Below are 19,183 nucleotides of genomic sequence, written 5' to 3' on the forward strand. Positions count from 1 at the left end.
CTGCAGTCAGTGGCCGTGTTCGACCACCCCGACCGCAGCCAGCGCGGTCGCACCATCACGCATGCACACTACTTTGACCTGGGCGATGCGCCCTTCCCGGTGGTGCAGGCCGATGACGATGCAGCGCTGGTGCAGTGGATCCCCATCGACCAGCTGGCAGGCCTGGAAGAGGAATTCTTCGAAGACCACTTCCACATGCTGGACCACTTTCTGGGGCTGACGAAGCTGGACTGATCCGTTCCACCCGCTTTTTGCATCCAAACGGGTGCAAGCGCTACGGAATCATGTATCTGCCGCTATATTTTGTATAGCATTAGGTACCAGCCCGCTCCAGCATGGCGTGCAGCAGCACGTTGCATCCCGCCTCGATGTGCTCGGGTTTCGCATCCTCGATCTCGTTGTGGCTGATGCCGTCCTTGCAGGGGATGAAGATCATGCCGCTGGGTGCGAGCTTGGCCATGTACACGGCATCGTGCCCCGCGCCGGAGACGGCAGGCATGTGGCTGTAGCCCAGCTTGGCGGCGGCGCGGCCCACGGCCTGCACGCATTCGGGCTGGAAGAGCTGTGCGGGGTAGCTGGACACCATTTCGATGTGGACTTGCACGCCATGCTCCTTGGCCACTTGGTCGGCAAAGGCCTTGACCTCGGCGGCCATGGCGTCCACCAGCGCGTCGGTGCTGTTGCGCAGGTCGATGCTGAATTTGACCCGGCCCGGAATCACGTTGCGGCTGTTGGGGAACACCTGCACCATGCCCACGGTGCCGCGCCCGTGCGGCGGGTGGCGGTGGGCGGCGGCGACTACGTCTTGCATGATGCGTGTGGCGGCCAGCATCGCGTCCTTGCGCAGGGCCATGGGGGTGGGGCCTGCGTGGGCTTCCATGCCGGTGACGGTGCAGTCAAACCAGCGGATGCCCAGCACGCCGCTGACCACGCCGATGGTCTTGTCGTTGTCTTCCAGCACCGGGCCTTGTTCGATGTGGGTTTCGAAGTAGGCGCCAATGGGGTGGTCTCCCGGTTCCTGGTCTCCGATGTAACCGATGCGCTCCAGCTCGCCTTTCACGGTCTTGCCTTCGGTGTCGGTAGCTGCGTAGGCGTGATCCAGCGTGAAGGCTTTGGCGAACACGCCGGAGCCCATCATCACGGGCACGAAACGCGATCCTTCTTCGTTGGTCCAGAAGGCCACTTCGATGGGGGCCTCGGTTTCGATGCCATGGTCGTTGAGCGTGCGCACCACCTCGATGCCGGCGAGCACGCCGTAGTTGCCGTCGAACTTGCCGCCGGTGGGCTGGGTGTCAATGTGGCTGCCGGTCATGATGGGTGGCAGGCTGTTGTTGCGGCCGGGGCGGCGCATGAAGCCGTTGCCGATCTTGTCGATGGTGACGGTCATGCCCGCTTCACGCGCCCAGCGGGTCACCAAGTCACGACCCTGTTTGTCCAGGTCGGTGAGGGTCAAGCGGCACACGCCGCCCTTGGGGGTGGCGCCGATCTGCGCCAGCTCCATCAACGATGCCCACAGGCGCTGGCCGTTGATGCGCAGGTTCTCGATGTCGGGTTTGACTTTCGTGTCCATGGGGTTCTCCAGATGCATTGCAGCGCTTAGCGCGCCACAGCCGAGGGGGCCAGGTCCTGCGCACGCTTTTGCACGGCCTGGAAGTTGGCGCCAAACGCGGGGCGCTTGATGTAGCGGCCCTTGCCCTGCTCGGCCCGCAGGTCGCCGTTGGCAAACACCACGCGGCCCTGGCTCACGGTGTGGCTGGGGATGCCGCGCACGGTGCGGCCTTCAAAGATGTTGAAGTCGCCCTTGCTGAACTGCGTCTTGGCCGAGAAGGTCTTGGTGCCTTGCGGGTCCCACAGCACCAAGTCGGCATCGGCACCTTCGCCAATGAAACCCTTGCGCGGATAGATGTTGAACAGCTTGGCCGCGTTGGCCGAGGTGATGGCCACAAACTCGCTGGGCGTGAGGCGCCCGGTGTTCACGCCGCCATCCCACAGCGCGGCCATGCGCTCTTCCACGCCACCCGTGCCGTTGGGGATCTTGGCAAAGTTCTCCTTGCCCATGGCCTTTTGCGCGGCGCAGAAGGTGCAGTGGTCCGTCGCCGTGGTGTGCAGCTGGCCCGACTGCAGGCCGCGCCACAGCGCCTCCTGGTGGCCCTTGGGGCGGAAGGGCGGGCTCATCACATAGGCGGCGGCCTTGGCGAAATCGGGGTCGCGGTAAACGCTGTCGTCCACCAGCAGGTGGCCCGCCAGCACCTCGCCGTACACGCGCTGACCGCGCGCACGGGCGCGGGCAATGGCGTCGGCCGACTCCATGCAGCTCACATGCACCACGTAGATGGGAACGCCCAGCACGTCGGCAATGGCGATGGCGCGGTTGGCGGCTTCGGCCTCCACCATCGGTGGGCGTGACAGCGGGTGGCCCTCAGGCCCAGTGATGCCCATCTTGGCGACCTCTTGCTGCAGCAGGTAGACCAGCTCGCCGTTTTCGGCGTGCACCGTGGGCATGGCCCCGAGTTCGAGCGCGCGCTTGAAGCTGTTCACCAGGGTTTCGTCGTCGCACATGATGGCGTTCTTATAGGCCATGAAGTGCTTGAAGCTGTTCACGCCCTCCTGCTGCACCAGCGTGCCCATGTCGGCGCGCACCTGCTCGCTCCACCAGGTGATAGCGACGTGGAAGGAATAGTCGGCCGCCGACTTCTCCGCCCAGCCGCGCCACTTGCGATAAGCATCCAGGATGGGTTCTTGCGGATCGGGGATCACGAAGTCGATGATGCTCGTGGTGCCGCCCGCCAGCGCAGCGGCCGTGCCGGTGAAGAAGTCGTCCATGGTGACGGTGCCCATGAACGGCAGCTGCATGTGGGTGTGCGGGTCAATGCCGCCGGGCAGCACGTACTGGCCGCTGGCGTCCAGCGTCTGCGCGCCTGCGGGGGCCTGCGCCGCAGCCCCGTCCCCCACGGCCACGATGCGGCCATCGACGCACAACACATCGGCGCGCTGTTCACGGTCGGCGTTGACCACGGTGCCACCGCGGATCACAAGGGCTTGGCTCATGGGGGTCTCCTTCAGGGATACGGATCAATTCAAAAAATGGACCCTGCACTGGCAACAGGCCCAGGCAGGGTCCGGGGCATCACTTCTTCTTGGCCGTCAGGTAGTAGTAGGTGCCGGCCACCGCCAGGCTGAAGAACCAGCCCGAGTCGAACAGCGACAGCCAGATGGCAGGCATGCCCGCCTTGTCCACCACACCCGACACCGCCAGGTAGCCCGGCAGGCAGGGCAGCACGCCCAGTGCAAAGGCAATCAGGGCCTGCAGGTTCCAGCCGTTGCTGTACTCGTATTCACCGCCACGGCGGTACAGGTCGTCCACCTTCAGCTCGCTCTTGCGCACCAGGTAGTAGTCCACCAGCAGGATGCCCGCGATGGCGCCCAGCAGCGTGCCGTAGCCGCCCAGCCAGGTGAACAGGTAGCCGCCCGAGGTGGCCAGCAGCTTCCAGGGCATGAACAGCAGACCGATGCCTGCAGCAATCAGGCCGCCCATGCGGAAGCTGATCTTGGACGGCGCGCACTGGCTGAAGTCATACGACGGCGAAACCAGGTTGGCGGCCACGTTGGTGGTGAGGTTGGCGAGCAAGATCACCAGCAGGCCCAGGCCTGCGGCCACGCTGCCCATCTGCGTGAGCAGACCATCAGGGAACAGCTGGGCCTTGCCGTACAGGATGGCCGAGGCCGAGAAGCCGATCACGCCCACCATGGAGAACAGCGCCATGGGAATGGGCAGGCCGATGGCCTGGCCCACCACCTGGTCCTTCTGCGATTTGGCAAAGCGGGTGAAGTCCGGAATGTTGAGTGCCAGCGTGGCCCAGAAGCCGACCAGGCCCGTGAGCGCCGCCCAGGTCTTGGGGCCGCCTTCGACCACCTTGGCGGGCAGGTTGAAGAGCTGGCCCGAGGGCACCTTCATCATTAGCACCACAACCAGTGCGATGGACGCAATGATCATCAGCGGCGCCGCAATCACCTCCAGCATGCGGATGGACTCCGGGCCCTTCCAGATGAACCAGATGTGCACCGCCCAGAACGCCAGAAAGCACATGAACTGCGAGGTGCTGATGGTCTGCCCATCGGCCGGTCCCGCGAGCCCCATGCCCAGGATGTTGAGGAACCCGTGCAGCGCCAGCGCGCCAAAGTAGCAGTTGATGGAGAACCAGCCACACGCCACCAGCCCGCGCAGCACGGCGGGCAGGTTGGCGCCTTTCACGCCAAACGATGCACGAGCCAGCACCGGGAACGGCACGCCGTACCGGGGCCCCACGCGCCCAATGAGCACCATGGGCACCAGCACGATGCAGTTGGCCAGGAACACCAGCCACACCGCCATCTGCCAGGTGAAGCCTTGGTCCAGCATGGAGCTGGCCATGGTGTAGGTGGGCACACACACGACCATGCCCACCCAGAGTGCGGCAAAGTCCTTCCACGTCCAGTGTCGCTGCGCGGCGGTGGTGGGGAGCAGATCTTCATTGGCGAGCGTGTTGGATGCGTCGCCGGGCATCAGCCCCGCCACATGGGCCGCGCTGCCGGTACTGTTGGTCATGCCTGTACTCCTGTCAAAGACGTCGTTGGGGTTGCACACAACCCGCTGTCTGTTCCAGCGCCCTCACGCTGGCAGATGGCGGGCAAAGGGAAGCGAGCGATGCTAGAGATCACGCAAGAACTGCACCAGATGCAGTGCAGCATGCGTTGCAAATCGGCACCACAAAGGGTGCTGTCACAACGCCTTGCACGGTCTGTGGCAAACGCACGCAGGGGCGCATATCAAGCGGCTGCAGACACGCGCTGCGGGTTGTTGGGGTGCGTGGTCCAGTTGGCGTATTCGCCCGTCACCGTCTTGCCCGTGCGCACATCGACTTCACCCGGCTCCAGCGCGCGCATCGTGATGCACTCGGGCACGGGGCAGATCGACACGCACAGGTTGCAGCCCACGCATTCGGCCTCGTTGATCTCGAACTTGCGCACGCCACCCTCCTTGGTGAAGGTGATGGCCTGGTGCGAGGTGTCTTCGCACACCACATGGCAGCGGCCGCACTGGATGCAGGCATCCTGGTTGATAACGGCTTTTTCGATGTGGTTGAGGTTGAGGTTCTTCCAGTCCTTGACCGTGGGCACGGCCTGGCCTTTGAAGTCGTCGAGCGTGGCGTAACCGTGCTCGTCCATGAAGTTGGACAGCCCGTCGCACATGTCCTGCACGATCTTGAAGCCGTAGACCATGGCGGCAGTGCACACCTGCACCGTGCCACAGCCGAGCGCAATGTATTCGGCCGCATCGCGCCAAGTGGTGATGCCGCCGATTCCGCTGATGGGCAGGCCTGCGGTCTGGGCGTCGCGTGCGATCTCGGCCACCATGTTCAGCGCAATGGGCTTGACAGCCGGGCCGCAGTAGCCGCCGTGCGAGCCCCAGCCGTCCGTGCTCGGGCTCATCACCATGCGGTCCAGGTCCACGCCCATGATGGAGTTGATGGTGTTGATGAGCGACACGGCATCGGCCCCGCCCGCCTTGGCCGCACGCGCGGGGTGGCGCACATCGGTGATGTTGGGCGTGAGCTTCACGATCACGGGCAGCTTGCTGTAGTGCTTGCACCAGGCCGTTACCATCTGGATGTATTCAGGCACCTGGCCCACGGCCGCGCCCATGCCGCGCTCGCTCATGCCGTGCGGGCAGCCGAAGTTGAGTTCGATGCCGTCGGCGCCGGTGTCTTCCACCAGCGGCAGGATGTTCTTCCAGCTCTCTTCCACGCAGGGCACCATGAGCGATACGATCATGGCCCGGTCCGGCCAGTTGCGTTTGACGCGTTTGATCTCTTCGAGGTTGGTCTGCAGAGGCCGGTCGGTGATCAGCTCGATGTTGTTCAGTCCGATCACGCGGCGGTCTTGCGACATCAGCGTGGAGTAGCGCGGGCCGTTGACGTTGACCACGGCCGGGTCTTCGCCCAGCGTCTTCCACACCACGCCGCCCCAGCCCGCCTCGAAGGCGCGGGTGACGTTGATCTCTTTGTCAGTGGGTGGTGCGGAGGCCAGCCAGAAGGGGTTGGGGCTTTGGATGCCCAGAAAATTGCTGCGAATGTCTGCCATGGGGTGCTCCCGTGAAAACTGGGGTGAAGGGGTTCAAGCCATCAGTGCGGCGTGGATGGACACAGCGGCGACCTTGCCGTGCTCCACCGCCTCCACCGTGAGGTCGCGGCCGCCCACACGGCAGTCGCCACCCGCCCACACGCGCGGCAGGCTGGTCTGGCCTTCGGCATCGGTGGCGATGCGCCCGCCCTCCAGTGCAATGCGGTTGCCCACGGGTTCGGCCACAAAGGTCTGACCAATGGCCTTGAGCACCATGTCGGCGTCCAGCGTGAAGGTTTCGCCCGTTTCCACCAGCTTGCCGCCGCTCACCGCCGTGGCGGCGAACCGCACGCCCTTAACGGCGCCGCCTTCGCTCAGCACCTCCTTCGGTGCCGCCCAGTGGCGGATCGTCACACCATTCGTCTGCGCCCACTGCTGCTCCACAGCGGACGCCGACATGGCCTCGGCGCCCCGGCGGTAGACGATGGTCACCTCTTCGGCGCCCAGCTTGCGCGACTGCACGGCGGCATCCACCGCGGTCATGCCGCCACCAATCACCACCACGCGGCGGCCCACGGGCAGGGTCGAGAGGTCGGTACTCTGGCGCAGCTCGGCAATGAAATCCACGGCATTGCGCAGGCCGGTGACCGTGGGCTCAGCCACGCCCAGCGCGTTCACGCCCTGCAGGCCCAGTCCCAGGAACACAGCGTCGTAAGCGCCCAGCAGGCTGTCGAGCATGATGTCACGGCCCAGTTGCTGGCCGGTGCGCACCTCAATGCCACCGATGGACAGCAGCCACTCCACTTCCTTCTGCGCGAAGTTGTTGGCGGTCTTGTAGCTGGCCAGGCCATATTCGTTGAGGCCACCGAGCTTGGGGCGCGCCTCGAACAGCACCACGTCATGCCCGCGCACAGCCAGGCCATGCGCGCAGGCCAGGCCCGCCGGCCCGGCGCCCACCACTGCCACGCGCTTGCCGGTGGCGGCTGCACGCTGGAACAGCGGTGCACCGGGCTGGGCAAAGAAGGCGTCGGTGGCGTAGCGCTGCAACGAGCCGATCTCCACCGGCTTGTCCTCGTTGGTGTTGCGCACGCAGGCCTGTTCGCACAGCACCTCGGTGGGGCACACGCGGGCGCACATGCCACCGAGCGGGTTGGCCTCCAGGATGGCGCGGGCAGCGCCCCGGTTGTTGTCCTGCGCAATGCGGTGGATGAACGAGGGGATGTCGATGCCCGTGGGACATGCCGTGGCGCAGGGCGCGTCGTGGCAGTAGTAGCAACGCTCGGCCTCGATCAGCGCCTGCGCCCGGGTGAGCGGCGGGTGCGCGTCGCTGAAGTTGACGGCGTAGTCGGCCAGGTTCAGGCGTGCGGCATGAATGCCGCAGGCACGGCTTGCGGGTGTGTCCATCAGGTTTCCTCCGAGAGGGTGAGGGTGGGGGTCTGGGCGCCCAGGGGGCGTGCAAGTGCACGCCGCGCAGCGGTGGAACGCCAGCCAGTGGCGCCAACCAATGCGGCACCAGCGTGAATGCTGGTGCCCGCAAACTTCGGAGGTTTCATCGTGGTCCTCGCTGTGGGGTGCAGGTGCCCGCTGCTTTGGTGCAGCGGTGCCCTGCGTTGTGGTTCAATTTACCAACCCGTAAAAATTTACCAATTGGTAAAATCCCTACAGCAAACCGCGTGCCAGCCTCCAGCCAGCCAATTGCCAGTTTTCAGGCCCCGGCTTGTTCCACAATGGTGCAATGACTGCAGCCCGCCCGTCCCCTGCCCCCCCGCGCCCCCGCAAGGCGGCCCTCCCGCCCGCCCACGACGAGTCCGCCCCCCGCGCCCCCACGGCCTCGCGGTTGCTCAAGGAGCAGGGCATCCTTGCCGAGGCAGAGAATCAGTTTGCGCAATTCGGCTTTGAGGGCGCATCGCTGGAGAGCATTGCCGCCGCCATCGGCATCAGCCGCCACAACCTGCTGTACTACTTCCCAAGCAAGGAGGCGCTGTACCAGCGGGTGCTGGACGATGTGCTCACCCAGTGGCTGGCCGGCATGGAAGACCTGTCGCACAGCGACGACCCGCAGCAAGCGCTGCGGCGTTACATCCGCGCCAAGCTGCACTATTCGCGCACCCGCCCCCAGGGCGCCAAGGTGTTCACCAAAGAGGTGATTGCGGGCGCACCACGGTATGGCACGGCCATCACCGAACGCGTGGCGCCGCTGCTCAAGACCGAGGTGCGCACCTTCGAGCGCTGGGCGCGCGAGGGCCGCATTGCCAAGGTCAACTTCACGCACCTGATGTTCATCATTTGGTCGGTCACGCAGGCGTATGCGGAGCAGGAAGCCCAGTTCGCCCTGTTGCTGGGCAAACCCGCCCTGACCGAGCGCGACTACGAAAAGGCCGAGGAACTGATCGTGCGCATGGTGCTGAGCGCGCTGGCGCCCGATGCGGTGGTCTAAGCCAGCAAGGTGCACCAAACGCTATATAAAATATAGCTGCCAGCACAATCAATACATGCGCTTGAGGCCAATTTCTTCACTTATTGGCGTCAAGCACCCAATGTTTTCAGCCGCCGGTACAGCGATCGCTCGCTAATGCCCAGACGCCGCGCCAGGGCTAAACGGCTGCCCTGGTGGGCAGCCACGGCCTGGCGCAGGGCCTCGTCGTCGGGCAAGTGGCGGCGGCGTGGCAGCCCCGCTAACGCAACCGATACAGGCAGCACCCCTGCGGCCTGAGCCACCGCACCCGCGAGCGGGGGCAGACCACAGGCAAGCGCTTGCTGCACATGCTCCGCGCCGATGCTGTCGCCATCGCACAGCAAGGCGGTGCGCTCCAGCAGGTTGCGCAGTTCCCGCACATTGCCGGGGTACGGCTGCGCCTCCAGCAAGGCCAGCGCAGCGCCAGACAACTGCAGCGCACGGGGCGGGGGCGCCACGCGCTCCAGCAGCGCGCGTGCCAGCAAAGCGGTGTCCCCCTGGCGTTCGCGCAGCGGTGGCAGGTGGATGGGGAAGGTGCTCAGGCGGTAATACAGGTCTTCGCGAAAGTGCCCTGCGGCCACCATGTGCTGCAGGTTGCGGTGCGTGGCTGACACCACGCGCAGGTCGGCATGCCGCAGCTCGGTGCTGCCCACGCGGCGGTAGGTGCCGGTCTCCAGCAGGCGCAGCAGCTTGACCTGCAGCGGCAGCGGGATGTCGCCCACTTCGTCCAGAAACAGCGTGCCACCGTTTGCCGCCTCTACCAGCCCCGGCCGGGCCTGGGCCGCACCGGTGAACGCCCCTTTCTCATGCCCGAACAGCTCGGACTCGAACAGCGCCTCGGGCATGCTGGAGCAGTCCACGGGCACCAGCGCACGCCGCGCGCGCAGGCTGCCCTGGTGCACGGCATGGGCCACCAGCTCCTTGCCCGTGCCCGACTCGCCCAGCAGCAACACCGCAGCCCGCGAAGGCGCCACCCGCGCCACCAGCCCTAGCATCTTCTGGAACGCGGGCGAACGCCCAATGAGCCCCTGCGCGGACGGCACCGGCTGCGCCGCCACCGGCAAAGGCACCATCTTTTCGACAAAGAACCCCGCGGTGCCGTCCGCACCCGCCACAGGCGCCAGCTCGATCTGCACATATTCCTCGCCCTGGGCGGTGTGGTGCACATGCAGCACCCGTTCGCGTTGCCCCGAGGCGCGCGCCTGCGCCAGCGGGCAGGACTCGCCCGCCTGGTCACAGGGCACGCTGGCATGGTGGGACACGGCATGGCAGGTGCGCCCCACCACGCTGCCCTCCGCACCGCCTTCCGTACCGCCCGATGCACCGAACTGGCGGCGATAAGCCCCATTGGCCGCCAGGATGCGATAGCGGTCGTCCAGCAGGATGTGCGGATCAGTCAGGCCCTCCAGAAAGGACACCAGTTCGGCGGGTGGCGCGGGGAGACGGGGCATGGCAACACCTCGGTGCAGGCAAAGGCCCTGACGGTGCACCGGTTTCGCCGACAGGCCTTTGATCTATGCCATGCGGACTGCAATGGATGGCAGTTGGCAGTTAATTTGACAGACGGAATGGCAGTCCATCCGGCTGGGGCCGGGCCTGCGACGCGCCCGCTCACCCGATATCGCGCGCGCAACCTGTTGAATTCACAGGCTTTTCATGCGGGACGCGTCATGGCAGGCCGGTCTTGCGGGTGATGGCACGTCGTTTGCGGTAGAGCATTGCCGCCCGCTACGTTGCGGGCGGTGGTTGTCACCCCGCCGAGCCCCCCTCTCGACGCCACGGCCAGTCCTACCTCTCTCTGAAAGCACCCCATGTCTCTCCACACCGCTACTCCCAATGGCTGCCTTCCAGGCACCGACGGCGATCCCTCCGCAGAGCGTCGGCAGCTGGTGCTGCTGACAGCGGCCACGGGCTGCGTGGCGGCGGCAGGGGTTGCCGTGCCCCTGGTGTCCAGCCTGGCCCCCAGCGAGCGCGCGCGGGCCATGGGCGCCGGCGTGGAGGTGGACATCAGCGACCTGCAGCCCGGCGGCGTGAAGACGGTGGAATGGCGCGGCAAGCCCGTGTGGATCATGCGGCGTACGCCCGAGATGCTGGCCGCCCTGCCCCAGCAAGACGCCGCACTGGCCGACCCCGCCTCGCGCAAGGACCAGCAACCCGAGTACGCCCGCAACCCGCAACGCTCCATCCGCCCGGAGGTGTTTGTCACCGTGGGCATCTGCACCCACCTTGGCTGCTCGCCCACCGCCGTGCCTGCAGGCACCAGCAACCCCAGCGTGGGCGACCAGTGGCAGGGCGGCTTCTTTTGTCCCTGCCACGGCTCCACCTTCGACCTGGCGGGCCGAGTCTTCAGGAACAAGCCCGCGCCCACCAACCTGGAGGTACCGCCGCACCGCTACGTGTCCGACACCCGGCTGCTCATCGGGGACGACGCTGCCTGAGCGACAGGCGGCGGCCTGGGGCGGCACATTCCCGGTTCAGCTTCGCGTCACACCTGCTTCTGTTGCCACAGCACATCCAGCACATGCTGGGTGGCGCGCTCCACCGGGCCCGCGCGGTGGGCGATGCCCAGGGGGCGCCACAGCCGGGGCTGCACCGGCAGCATGCGGATGCGCGGGTCCAGCGGCGTGGCGGTGGATGCCTCGTGCGGCAGCAGCGTGGCCCCGTAGCCGGCGGCCACCAGGCTCTTGATGGCATCGTTGTAGTTGAGCTGGATGCGCGCCTTGGGCAGCTCGCCCGCCAGGGCCAGCCAATCGTTCGTCAGGCGTGACAGGCTGGTGCCGTCATCGTTCAGGATCAACGGCTGACCCGCCAGCCACTGGGGCGTGACCCTGCGGGGCGCCGCCCAGGCCGAGGGGACGAACGCCATCACCGGGTCGCGCCGCCACGGCATCACCGTCACCCCGCGCACCGAGGCCATGGGCAAGGCCACCAGGCCCACATCCAATGCCCCCAGCGCCAGCCGCGACACAGTCTCCTGCGACGTGAGCACCAGCACCTGCACATCGATGCCGGGGTGGTACTGGCCCAGCACTTCCAGCGCCTGGGGCAGCAGGTGCGCGATGGCGCCGGTGGACGCGCCCAGCCGCACCCGCCCCTCCAGCCCTTGCACCTGGCGCCGCACCAGGTCCATGGCCTCGTCGGCATCGGCCAGCAGACGCCGCGCCCGCTCCACCAGCACCTCCCCCGCGCCGGACGGCCGCACCTCGCCCCGCTTGCGCACCAGCAACGGCGCACCGATCAACGCCTCCAGGTCGGCAATGTGCAGGCTGACCGTGGGCGGCGCCAGATGCAGCGTGCGGGCAGCTTCAGCGAAAGACCCGAGGTCAGCGATGGTGACCAGGGTACGCAGCCGGTCGAGATTGAGTTCGCGCATGACGTTCAGCAGAACTGATCTTGATGTTTGTGAAATTCAACTTTTCAAAGTTTAGACCGGCGCCGAAGATTCCACATCTCCCCATGCCAGGAATCCGCACCATGACCACCCAGCCCCTTGTTTTTATTGACGGCGACCAAGGCACCACCGGCCTGCAAATCCACCAGCGCCTGCACGGCCGCACAGATCTGCAGCTGCTGACACTGCCCGAAGCCGACCGCAAGAACCCCACCCGCCGCGCCGAAGCCATCAACAGCTGCGACATCGCCATCCTGTGCCTGCCCGACGCCGCCGCCCGCGAAGCCGTGGCAGCCATCCACAACCCCTCGGTGCGCGTGATCGACGCCAGCTCGGCCCACCGCACGGACGCGCAATGGGTTTATGGGTTCCCTGAGATGGATGCGGCGCAGGCCGCGCGCATCGCCAACGCGCAACGCGTCAGCAACCCCGGCTGCTACCCCACAGGCGCCATCGCCCTGCTGCGGCCCCTGGTGCAGGCCGGCTTGTTGCCTGCCGACCATGCGCTCACCATCCATGCGGTGTCGGGGTATTCCGGCGGCGGGCGTGCCCGGGTGCAAGCACACGAAGGCCCCGAAGCAGCCAGTGCGCCCGCCTTCCAGGTCTATGGGCTGCAGCTGGAGCACAAACACACGCCCGAGATCGCGCAGCACGCGGGGCTGTCGCAGCGCCCGTTTTTTCTGCCCTCGTACGGCGCCTTCCGCCAGGGCATCGTGCTGACCATCGGGCTGCATCTGCGGCAGCTCGCGCCCGGAGCGCAAGGCGAACACCTGCACGCCTGCCTGCAGCAGCACTATGCCGGCGCCACCTTTGTCGAGGTGATGCCCCCCGCCACCACCGAAGCGGCCGAGCATCTGGACCCGCAAGCCCTGAACGGCACCAACCGGCTGCAGCTGGGGGTGTTCAGCAACGCCCGCCACGGTCAGGTGTTGCTGACCGCCGTGTTTGACAACCTTGGCAAGGGCGCCTCGGGGGCGGCGGTGCAGAACCTGGATCTGATGCTGGGTGCTGCTGCGGAACGCCAGTTAACCTTAGAAACCTAGCAGGCGTAAGTCTTTGATTTACTTCAGTTTCCTCCAAACTGCGCCATTGGTGTTTAGAGGCCCGCGCCACTCTACATTCGTCGGTGCGGTTTTTGCGCCACTAGACTTTCGTGGGTGCGAAGCTCGCTATCGGACGCAAATAGACGGTCTCGTCTGCTCGCCCTCGTCAACAAGTCCGCATCAGGGGGCGCACCAGTTCGACCGCCGGTATCGCCTAGAACAACACCTTCTGCGCACTCGTCAATGCTGCAAAGCTGTCCCCCAGCGGCTGAAGAATCGCATCAGCAATGGGTTGCAGTTGTTTGACGAGGTAGTGCTCATAGTCAATGCGCGAATGCCGGGCCTCCAGAGGTTCGGGGCCGCTCTGTGTCATCACGTACTCGATCCAGCCGCCACGCTGGTACTGCTGGGGACGGTTCAACTTCGCGTTGTGAGCATCAGCGATGCGTGCCGCGCGCACCTGGGGCGGCACATTGACTTCATAAGCATCAAGCCGGTGACGCAGCCGTTTTCGGTAGACGAGCAGCGTATCCATCTGGCCTTCCAGCATCGACCGCGCATAGTCGGCCACGAACGCCCGGTAGGGCTCACCATGGAAGATGCGTGACAGCAAGCCTTCCTGGAACTGGCGTGCCAACAGGGTCCAGTCGCTGCGGGCCATCTCCAGCCCGCGATAGACCATCTCCTCCCGCCCCTCTTCATCTATGCTCAGGCCGGCGTAGCGCTTCTTGCTGCCGACATCCGATCCCCGGATGGTGGGCATGAAGAACTTGGCGTAGTGGGTGTCGAACTCGATTTCGAGGAAGTTCTCCAGCTGCTGCTCTTCATGCAGCTTGCGGGTCCACCACGCGTTAATTTCCTGCACCAAGCCCGCCGCAATGGCGTGCGCCTCCGTATTGGGATAGGTACGTTTTAGCCAGATGAAGATGGAGTCCGTATCTCCGTAGATGACCTGGTATCCGCGCTCCTCCACGAACGTCCGAGTGAGCTTCATCACCTCGTGGCCGCGCAAGGTCACAGCGGACACCAGCTTCGGATTGAAGAAGCGGCACTCGGACGCACCCAACACTCCAGCGAAGGAGTTCATGAGCAGCTTCAGGGCCTGCGACAGCGGCTGATTGCGCGCACGCTTGGCCTCGTCCCGGGCATTCGACAGGGCGGTCACGATGTCCGGCAGACAGTGCTTCTCGCGCGAGAACAGCGTGCCTTGCGGCCCCTGCACCAATCCGGTCTGGACGTTGGTGCTCTCTCCCTCGGCCAGACCCACGGGGTCCACCAGGAAGGTCCGGATGATGGAGGGGTACAGGCTTTTGTAGTCCAGGACCACGACGGAGTCGTAGAAGCCCGGCGTGGAGTCCATCACATAGCCGCCAGGAAAGGCCTTGGCCGCGATGTCACCCACGTTCGGCGCTACGTAGCCCAGGCGGTGCATGCGCGGCAGGTAATGGTGGCTGAACGCAGCGATGGAGCCACCAAAGTGATCTATCTGCAATCCCGTCGTCTGCGCTCGCTCGAGCACGAACGGCAGCAGCTCCAGTTTGTCGAAGATGCGCAGGACGAGCGCGCAGTCGCGGATGTTGTAGCTGGCCAGCGCGGGCTTGTCTTCCTGATAGCGCCGCTCGATCTCGGCCATCTTGTCGTAGGCATCGCCGATCTCCTTGCCCTCACCGAGCAGTTTCCGTGAGACCGCTTCGAGGCTGAAAGACGGGAAGCTCCACATGCCCGCCCGCAGTGCTTCGATGCCATCGACAACCACGCGTCCGGGCATGGGTGCGAAAAGGTAGCCCTGGCGCCCCGGGTGCGTGCGCCAAGCGATGGGGCGGCGCTCGCGTCCGAGCAGCAGTTGCACGGAGTTCGCGTCGGCGGTCTTTTGTAGCACCCGCAGGTCGAACTGGATCACGCTCCAGCCGACGATGACATCCGGGTCATGGTCCGCAAACCAGGCATTGAGCTGCTCGATCATCCCTCGGCGAGTTGAGCAATACACAAGCCTGAAGTCCATCGGTGGCACAGTTGGTTCCGACACCGAAGCTCGCGCTGGCGTCTCCCCCAGCATGAAGACCACTCGGTCGCCCGCACCATCCAGTGCGATCGAGTAAAGCTCCTCGGTCGCGCTCGTCTCGATATCCAGCGACACCACCTTCAACACCGGGCGCCAAACAGACGCGGGCTTCAACTTGCCGTCGAGGATGGTCGAACCTTCGCGCTGGCCGCCCTCGACCAGAACACCGGCTGTGATGAACCGCTCCATCAGGTAGCGGTCGTGCGGGCGAACATCGGCTTCGTAGAGCGGGATCCCCAGCGGCTGGAGCGCGCGTGCCAGCTTGCCGAGATCGCGGAACCTGCGGGCATAGACGCCGAGGACGGGCTTCTGGTCGAATGTCTTCAAACCCAGCTCTCTCACCTCCAGGCCCTGCAGGTTTGCCAAGTACGCCTGTGCCGCAGCCCGATGGAGGGCCGGCAGGAAGGCGACTGAGGTCTGCCGGGTCAGGAGCACCTTCTTCAGCCCCTCGTCGGTGGCCAGCCAGTATTCAATCTCGGTGCCGTCAGGGAGGTCGCGCCAGTGGCGGGTGAGGATGAAGCCCCGGAGTTCGGTGGGTGCGAGGGCTAAAGACATCAGGTGGAGCGGAAGACGGTGGCACGCTAATTCTGATGCCTCGGGCGAGAGGCCAGATGTTCAATAGGTGCGTTTGCACTCTTGTGCATAATACTGATGTTTTGTACAGTATTGCAAAAACCGATACCGCTAAGGCCATGCACAAACCAACCCGTTATGTATTCCGTCCCGCTCGACCGGCGCCCGCATTGCTGCGCCGGATCTGGGCATGGCTATAAGGCGACACCGCAGCCCTACACCTGACGATTTTCACCATCCAGCGTGATGCTCCGCTGCATCCAAGATCATGTGTTACCGGGCAGATCTCTGGATAGACAACGTCAAGAGCGCGAATTGTTTGTACCGGCAGCATAAGTTGACAGTGATACCTGGAGTTGGCGTGTCGCACATCCGCTGCCTTGTGCAACCCTACGCAAAGTTTCCGGAGCCCAACCTACAGAAATCAGATAATCGTCCAAGCTCATGACCTGTGGGAGTATCTGTAGAGCCTTGTGAAGGTTCTACACGGTTGGTACTGTCCCTCCATCGATCACGTGCTCCGAGCCCGACACCGATGCTGCGCGAGGAGACACCAGGAAGGTGATCAGGTCGGCAACTTCCTTTGGCGTGGCAGGCCGCCCGACCGGAATTCCGCCGAGCCAGTCCATGACCATCTTCTTCCCGCCCTCATAGTCCGTGCCTGCTTCGGCGCCCATTCGCTCGGCGAATACCACCGAAGCCTCTGTTTCAATCCAGCCGGGAGAGACGCGCAGAACGCGCACTCCTTTCGGTGTGACCTCCTTTGACAAGGATTTGCTGTAGGTCGAGAGGGCACCCTTGGCGGCGGCGTACGCGGTCGTTGACTCCGGAAGTGGAAGCACACGCTGTATTGACGTCACATGCAGGACAACCCCTGTACCCTTGGCCAACATGGAGGGCAACAGCGCGCGGTCAAGACGCACTGCTGACATCAGGTTCAGGTTCAGCTCACTGAGCCACACAGCGTCATCCAGTGCCGCAAAACCACCTGCCGGAGCGATCGAGCCTCCGACGGAGTTGATCAGGATATCGACACCGCCCCACTGCTCCTTCACCATGCGCGCCAGTTCGCTCACGCCTTCCGCCGTCGTGAGGTCAGTCTGGACGTAAGTCACACCTTCGAGCGGCCTGTCGGGTGCCGAGCGCGCAGTTGTCATGACCTGCACTCCGACTTCTTGGAGGCTCTTGACGACAGCAGCTCCCAAACCCTTGGTGCCGCCGGTAACCAGGGCACGCTGGCCTTTCAATTGAAGATCGAAGTTCATGCTGTGACCTCCAGCAATGAAATCAGGCCGCGTTCCAGGCGAAAGCGATAGGACAGATTGATAGGGCTGCCAGGGAAGTTGCCTGTGACCTTGGCGTGGACGATCTGGAGGCCCCCCTCACTTGCCAGCGCAAACGGCACCGTCGTTGCGCTGTACTTGGCGGATGCCTCGGCCATAAAGGCCGTGATGGCTTCGACGCCGGTGTAGGTGTGGCCATCGTCCTTCATGACCGCTTGCGGTGTGAAACAACACCCCAAGGCCTCAGGGTTGTGCTCAGCCGCGAAGTACGCGGCAATGGGTTCAGGAAGAGTCGAGGGGTGCATGCTGGTGCTCCGTGTGTTGAATGAAGCCTAAGGATGCGTGCCGTAGTGAAATAAGTGAATCATCTAGAATTCGAATGAGCTATGTAGCAAGGAATACATAATGCGCGGGTTCGAATTTGCTGAGCTAAAAGCTTTTGCTGCCGTGGTCGAACGCAAGAGCTTTGCCCGCGCGGCTGAACATCTGGGCCTTTCGCCGTCTGCGCTCAGCCAGACCATTCGACAGCTCGAAGCCCGGATCGGCACGCGCCTTCTGAATAGGACGACACGAAGCGTCGCGCCCTCTGCAAGTGGCGAACTGCTTTATGGGCGCATAGCCCCACTGTTTCGGGAAATGGATGCAGCAGTCGCTGAAGCCACCGAGGCTGCAGGACGTGCGACAGGCACGCTTCGCATCAACACGCTGGGGGTCGCAGCGAGAACCATCATTGCCCCAAGGCTTTCACGCTTCCATCGTGCCTACCCTGACGTGCTGCTCGACATCGTGGTCGACGACGCTCTGGCCGACATTGTTGTGGGCCGCTTCGACGCGGGCATCCGCGTGGGTGGACGGCTTGAGAAGGACATGATTGCCGTGCGCCTCAGCCCAGACCTGAACATGGTTGCAGTGGCCTCTCCAGGCTATCTGGCTGAGCGAGGGGTCCCTAAGACACCCGCAGATTTGCACAGCCATGCGTGCATTAACTGGCGGCTCCAGATGGACGGCAGACAGTACCGCTGGGAGTTCGAAAAGAAGGGCCAAAAAATGGAAGTCGCGGTGGATGGGCCTGTCGTCACCAATCACGCTGACATTGGCATTGCTGCTGCGCTGAACGGGCTCGGTATTGCCTATCACTTCGAACGAGATGGTGTGGCCGAGCACTTGGCCCATGGCAGGTTGGTCCAGGTCTTGGCGGACTGGTCGATCTCACGCCCTGGGCTGTTCCTCTACTACCCGAACAGGCAGCATCGACCAGCGCTCTTGGGTGCATTTATCGACTGTCTCTTGGACAGAGATTTGGACATAGGACGCAAAGCTGGGTAGTCCAAGTTGTAGCCCGAGGGGCCCATGCGCCTAACTGTGCAGTTGATTGCGCACTGAATTTGGTCGGCTACTTCGAGGTTGGTCGTTCAAGGTAGTGGATTGACTGAACGGACAAGCAACTCCGTTCAAATGTGCACGCGATCGCGCAGATCTATGCCTGGTTGATGCCATTGCTGAGCCTCGTTGGGGGGATATGGCGATGAGATGATGCACAAGGTAGAAGGTGCAATAGATAAAGCGGGGCCGTTCGGTCAACCGTTGTAGGAGTAGATGAGCAATCCCAACTCGGGAACAACCACCAGATCCTGCTCGTGGCCGGTAGTGAAGAACGCCCCTTCTTTGCCAACTGCGCGCTGAGCCTGCTCCAGCAATTCAGGCGGTTCACCTGCGCAGCTCTGCCCGCGGAACAGCTGGTCATGCGCATCGGTCAGCGTGGCTTGCCACGGCTGGTATTGGTGGTAGGGCTTGCCATCCCGCCCAAGCTGGGCCGCGTCGAAGTAAGCCAGGCCCTGGCGACGAATGCGCGCCAGGTTGTCTTCTGAAAGCCGGAAGATTGCGTATCCACACCCCTCTCGGAAACCAACGATCTCATCGTGGTGCAGAGCTTCCACCAGCTCGAATTGAGGAGGAATCGCCTGGCGATACAGCTCCACCTGCATATGGCTGCATCCTTTCATCGGCAGGAGTATCAGCACAAGCAGGGCGCAGGCCCAGGAGGTCAACCGCAGCGCGACAGTGGGCGGTTGATATCCGAGTAACTGGTGGAAGACATAGCCGTAACTTCTAGCCATGCCCCTTGCCAGAAAGAAGGTCGCCAACCCAAAGATGGCCAGGCACAGCAGGGCCATGCCCAGCGCGATTGCAATAAACATGGAACCCTTTCCAACCAAGAACCATTGAGCGTTGGGGCCAGTATTGGGTGCCTGCGTGAGGTCAACATGAAGTCTGTGA

The 19,183-nt window shown here is 64.2% G+C and carries 16 protein-coding genes and 1 pseudogene; 5 read left to right on the forward strand and 12 right to left on the reverse strand.

Annotated elements, in window-relative coordinates; translation table 11 throughout:
- A pseudogene (locus ACTJKQ_RS23450) lies at positions 1 to 234 on the forward strand (cytidyltransferase); the annotation flags it as partial.
- A gap of 79 nt (positions 235 to 313) precedes the next feature.
- Here the strand turns inward: ACTJKQ_RS23450 and ACTJKQ_RS23455 are convergent.
- The 6 genes from ACTJKQ_RS23455 to ACTJKQ_RS23480 all read right to left on the reverse strand — a co-directional run bounded on the left by ACTJKQ_RS23455 (position 314) and on the right by ACTJKQ_RS23480 (position 7,652).
- Positions 314 to 1,570, reverse strand: coding sequence for a Zn-dependent hydrolase (locus ACTJKQ_RS23455; RefSeq protein WP_440598248.1), 1,257 nt, complete (start codon positions 1,568 to 1,570; stop codon positions 314 to 316).
- Between the two features lie 26 nt (positions 1,571 to 1,596).
- Positions 1,597 to 3,048: a dihydropyrimidinase gene (gene hydA, locus ACTJKQ_RS23460; protein WP_440598249.1), complete on the reverse strand. Its 1,452-nt coding sequence runs from the start codon at positions 3,046 to 3,048 to the stop codon at positions 1,597 to 1,599.
- 79 nt (positions 3,049 to 3,127) lie between these two features.
- Positions 3,128 to 4,585 carry an NCS1 family nucleobase:cation symporter-1 gene (locus ACTJKQ_RS23465; RefSeq protein WP_015012633.1) on the reverse strand — a complete coding sequence of 486 codons (1,458 nt, stop codon included), beginning with the start codon at positions 4,583 to 4,585 and terminating at the stop codon, positions 3,128 to 3,130.
- 221 nt (positions 4,586 to 4,806) lie between these two features.
- Positions 4,807 to 6,120, reverse strand: coding sequence for an NAD-dependent dihydropyrimidine dehydrogenase subunit PreA (preA, locus tag ACTJKQ_RS23470; protein ID WP_099731138.1), 1,314 nt, complete (start codon positions 6,118 to 6,120; stop codon positions 4,807 to 4,809).
- 33 nt (positions 6,121 to 6,153) lie between these two features.
- Entirely contained in the window at positions 6,154 to 7,503 is a 1,350-nt protein-coding gene (locus ACTJKQ_RS23475) for an NAD(P)-dependent oxidoreductase (protein ID WP_440598250.1), read from the reverse strand.
- The gene (locus ACTJKQ_RS23480; RefSeq protein WP_156400955.1) at positions 7,503 to 7,652 is read right to left on the reverse strand and encodes a hypothetical protein; all 150 of its coding nucleotides are present in this window, start codon (positions 7,650 to 7,652) and stop codon (positions 7,503 to 7,505) included. Before ACTJKQ_RS23480 ends, ACTJKQ_RS23475 begins: the two co-directional genes overlap by 1 nt.
- 182 nt (positions 7,653 to 7,834) lie before the next feature.
- Here ACTJKQ_RS23480 and ACTJKQ_RS23485 point away from each other — a divergent pair, with 182 nt between their 5' ends.
- Positions 7,835 to 8,536: a TetR/AcrR family transcriptional regulator gene (locus ACTJKQ_RS23485; RefSeq protein WP_440598251.1), complete on the forward strand. Its 702-nt coding sequence runs from the start codon at positions 7,835 to 7,837 to the stop codon at positions 8,534 to 8,536.
- Between the two features lie 89 nt (positions 8,537 to 8,625).
- Here the strand turns inward: ACTJKQ_RS23485 and ACTJKQ_RS23490 are convergent, their stop codons facing one another.
- A complete protein-coding gene (locus tag ACTJKQ_RS23490; RefSeq protein WP_440598252.1) occupies positions 8,626 to 10,005 on the reverse strand; it encodes a sigma-54 interaction domain-containing protein in 1,380 nt (459 codons plus the stop codon).
- Positions 10,006 to 10,365: 360 nt separating this feature from the next.
- Here ACTJKQ_RS23490 and petA point away from each other — a divergent pair, with 360 nt between their 5' ends.
- The gene (petA, locus tag ACTJKQ_RS23495; RefSeq protein ID WP_440598253.1) at positions 10,366 to 10,992 is read left to right on the forward strand and encodes a ubiquinol-cytochrome c reductase iron-sulfur subunit; all 627 of its coding nucleotides are present in this window, start codon (positions 10,366 to 10,368) and stop codon (positions 10,990 to 10,992) included.
- A 47-nt stretch (positions 10,993 to 11,039) separates the two neighbouring features.
- On the opposite strand, the gene ACTJKQ_RS23500 is transcribed toward petA, so the two are convergent.
- Complete coding sequence (locus ACTJKQ_RS23500) at positions 11,040 to 11,927, reverse strand: LysR family transcriptional regulator (protein ID WP_440598254.1); 888 nt, start codon at positions 11,925 to 11,927, stop codon at positions 11,040 to 11,042.
- Between the two features lie 101 nt (positions 11,928 to 12,028).
- On the opposite strand from ACTJKQ_RS23500, the gene argC reads away from it, so the two are divergent.
- Positions 12,029 to 12,988: an N-acetyl-gamma-glutamyl-phosphate reductase gene (gene argC / locus ACTJKQ_RS23505; RefSeq protein ID WP_440598255.1), complete on the forward strand. Its 960-nt coding sequence runs from the start codon at positions 12,029 to 12,031 to the stop codon at positions 12,986 to 12,988.
- A 214-nt stretch (positions 12,989 to 13,202) separates the two neighbouring features.
- Here the strand turns inward: argC and ACTJKQ_RS23510 are convergent, their stop codons facing one another.
- The 3 genes from ACTJKQ_RS23510 to ACTJKQ_RS23520 all read right to left on the reverse strand — a co-directional run bounded on the left by ACTJKQ_RS23510 (position 13,203) and on the right by ACTJKQ_RS23520 (position 17,211).
- Complete coding sequence (locus tag ACTJKQ_RS23510) at positions 13,203 to 15,605, reverse strand: DNA polymerase II (RefSeq protein ID WP_440598256.1); 2,403 nt, start codon at positions 15,603 to 15,605, stop codon at positions 13,203 to 13,205.
- Positions 15,606 to 16,105: 500 nt separating this feature from the next.
- Positions 16,106 to 16,888: an SDR family oxidoreductase gene (locus ACTJKQ_RS23515; RefSeq protein ID WP_440598257.1), complete on the reverse strand. Its 783-nt coding sequence runs from the start codon at positions 16,886 to 16,888 to the stop codon at positions 16,106 to 16,108.
- Complete coding sequence (locus ACTJKQ_RS23520) at positions 16,885 to 17,211, reverse strand: nuclear transport factor 2 family protein (RefSeq protein WP_440598258.1); 327 nt, start codon at positions 17,209 to 17,211, stop codon at positions 16,885 to 16,887. The genes ACTJKQ_RS23515 and ACTJKQ_RS23520 overlap by 4 nt, the downstream gene beginning before the upstream one ends.
- A 100-nt stretch (positions 17,212 to 17,311) precedes the next feature.
- On the opposite strand from ACTJKQ_RS23520, the gene ACTJKQ_RS23525 reads away from it, so the two are divergent.
- Complete coding sequence (locus tag ACTJKQ_RS23525) at positions 17,312 to 18,232, forward strand: LysR family transcriptional regulator (protein WP_440598259.1); 921 nt, start codon at positions 17,312 to 17,314, stop codon at positions 18,230 to 18,232.
- A 251-nt stretch (positions 18,233 to 18,483) separates the two neighbouring features.
- Here ACTJKQ_RS23525 and ACTJKQ_RS23530 read toward each other — a convergent pair whose 3' ends face one another.
- On the reverse strand, positions 18,484 to 19,104 hold the full coding sequence (locus ACTJKQ_RS23530) for a hypothetical protein (protein WP_440598260.1): 621 nt from the start codon (positions 19,102 to 19,104) through the stop codon (positions 18,484 to 18,486).
- Positions 19,105 to 19,183 lie beyond the last annotated feature (79 nt).

This window comes from Acidovorax sp. 22279, from assembly GCF_052045435.1.
Classification (GTDB): domain Bacteria; phylum Pseudomonadota; class Gammaproteobacteria; order Burkholderiales; family Burkholderiaceae_C; genus Acidovorax; species Acidovorax delafieldii.